The 2,097-nt window shown below is 70.2% G+C and carries 2 protein-coding genes; both read right to left on the reverse strand.

Annotation, left to right across the window (positions count from 1 at the left end; translation table 11 throughout):
- Positions 1 to 1,039: methionine ABC transporter ATP-binding protein (locus JMF90_RS34680; protein ID WP_201326127.1), on the reverse strand; the 1,039-nt coding region annotated here is incomplete at its 3' end.
- An 18-nt stretch (positions 1,040 to 1,057) separates the two neighbouring features.
- Positions 1,058 to 2,097, reverse strand: a 1,040-nt coding sequence (locus JMF90_RS34685) for an NtaA/DmoA family FMN-dependent monooxygenase (protein WP_201326128.1), incomplete at its 5' end; no start/stop codon positions are given.

A 2,097-nucleotide genomic window follows, 5' to 3' on the forward strand; every position in this document is an offset into this window, starting at 1 on the left:
CCTGGATGCTTTCGATGCCGCCGTGCAGAAATCGCACGGAGCCGCCGAGCGCCGCCGCGAGCGCGCCGACGTCCGGCTCGCCGCCGCTCTCGCCCGTATAGCGGACGTCGAGCACGATCTGTGCGCCGTCGGGCAGCGCGGCCGGCTCGGGCAGCGGCCGCACCCGCGTGGCCAGTTCGGCCGGCAGGTCGTGCTGCAGCGTGCTCAGCAGCGCGCGCGTCGCGCCGTGGCGCGGATCGCCGAACACGCGCCACACGGGGCCGGTTTCGACGACTTCGCCCTGTTCGATCACCGCGACCGTGTCGCACACCGCGCGGATCACCTCCATCTCGTGCGTGATCAGCACGATCGTCAGCCCGAGACGGCGGTTGATGTCGGCGAGCAGCGCGAGGATCGATTGCGTGGTTTCCGGATCGAGCGCCGACGTCGCTTCGTCGCACAGCAGCACCTCCGGATCGTGCACGAGCGCCCGCGCGATGCCGACGCGCTGCTTCTGCCCGCCCGACAGGCTCGCCGGGTACGCGTCGCGCTTCGCGGCGAGCCCGACGAGCTCGAGCAGCGCCTCGACCTTGCGCACGCGCTCGGCCTTCGGCACGCCGGCGATCTTCAGCGGCAGCGCGACGTTCTCGAACACCGTCTTCGCGGACAGCAGGTTGAAATGCTGGAACACCATGCCGGTGCGGCGCCGCAACGCGACGAGGCCGTCCTCGTCGAGCGCGCCGACGTCGACGCCCTGCACGCGCACCCGGCCCGAACTCGGCCGTTCGAGGCCGTTCAGGAGGCGCAGCAACGTCGACTTGCCCGCGCCGCTGCGGCCGATGATCCCGAACACCTCGCCGCGCCGCACGTCGAGCGTCACGTCGCGCAGCGCGGCGGCCTGGCCGCGCGGCGTCGCGAATACCTTGCCGACCTGCTCCAGCGACACGGCCGCGCCGCCGACCGGCGTCACGGCTTCCTCATGTGCCGCTGCATCGGCGCCGGCACCGGCGCGCACGGCCGATGCCTCGATGAAACCCAGCGTATCGAACAATTGCGTCATCGCTTCCCTCCGTCACGTTCAGGCATGCGCGGGATGCGCGGGTTCGGCTGCGGCGGCCGGCCGGTGCTGCGCGCCGGTATGCCAGGCGGGCAGGCGCGGGCCCGCGCCGAACAGCTTCTCGCGCAGCGTCGGCGCGGGATCGTAGTCTTCCTTGTAGACACCGCGGTTCTGCAGCTCGGGCACGACCCAGTCGACGAAATCCTCGAACGACTCGGGCATCACGGTGCGCGTCAGGTTGAAGCCGTCGATGCCGGCCTCGTCGATCCACGACTGCAGCTCGTCCGCGACCTGCGACGGCGAACCGACGATCGGCGCATAGCGGCCGCCCAGCGACATCTGTTCGAGCATGCGGCGCACGGTCCAGGTGCCGGTCGTGCTCTTGCGCGAGATCGCGTCGACGGCCGACTGGATCGAATCGGTCTTCACGTACGAGATCGGCTCGTCGAGGCCGTATTTCGCGAAGTCGATGCCGGTCGAGCTCGCGAAATGCGCGAGGCCGGCTTCCGGGCTCGCGTAGCGCCGGTATTCGTCGAATTTCTCGCGGGCGAGCAATTCGGTCTCGGCCGTGACGACGCTCACGCCGGCAAAGATCTTGATCGACGCCGGGTCGCGCCCCTGCCGCGCGGCGGCGGCACGAATGTCGAGCGTCGCCGCGCGCGCCGCGGCCTTGCTCTGCCCGTTCACGAACACGCATTCCGCGTGACGGCCCGCGAACTCGACGCCGCGCGCGGACGAGCCGGCCTGGTACAACACCGGCGTGCGTTGCAGCGATGGTTCGCTCAGATGAATCGCATCGATCGAATAGAACGGCCCGTCGTGCTTCACGCGCCGCACCTTGCCCGGCTGCGCGAACACGCGCGCCTGCGCGTCGCGGATCACCGCGTCGTCGTCCCAGCTCTGTTCCCACAGCTTGTAGACGACGTCCATGTAGTCGTCCGCGCGCTCGTAGCGGTCGTCGTGGCCGATCTGCTGCGCGAGCCCCATCCCGCGCGCGGCGCTGTCGAGATAGCCGGTGACGATGTTCCAGCCGACGCGCCCTTTCGTCAGATGATCGAGCG

The organism is Burkholderia sp. E168m23, assembly GCF_016586125.1.
Taxonomy (GTDB): domain Bacteria; phylum Pseudomonadota; class Gammaproteobacteria; order Burkholderiales; family Burkholderiaceae; genus Burkholderia; species Burkholderia orbicola.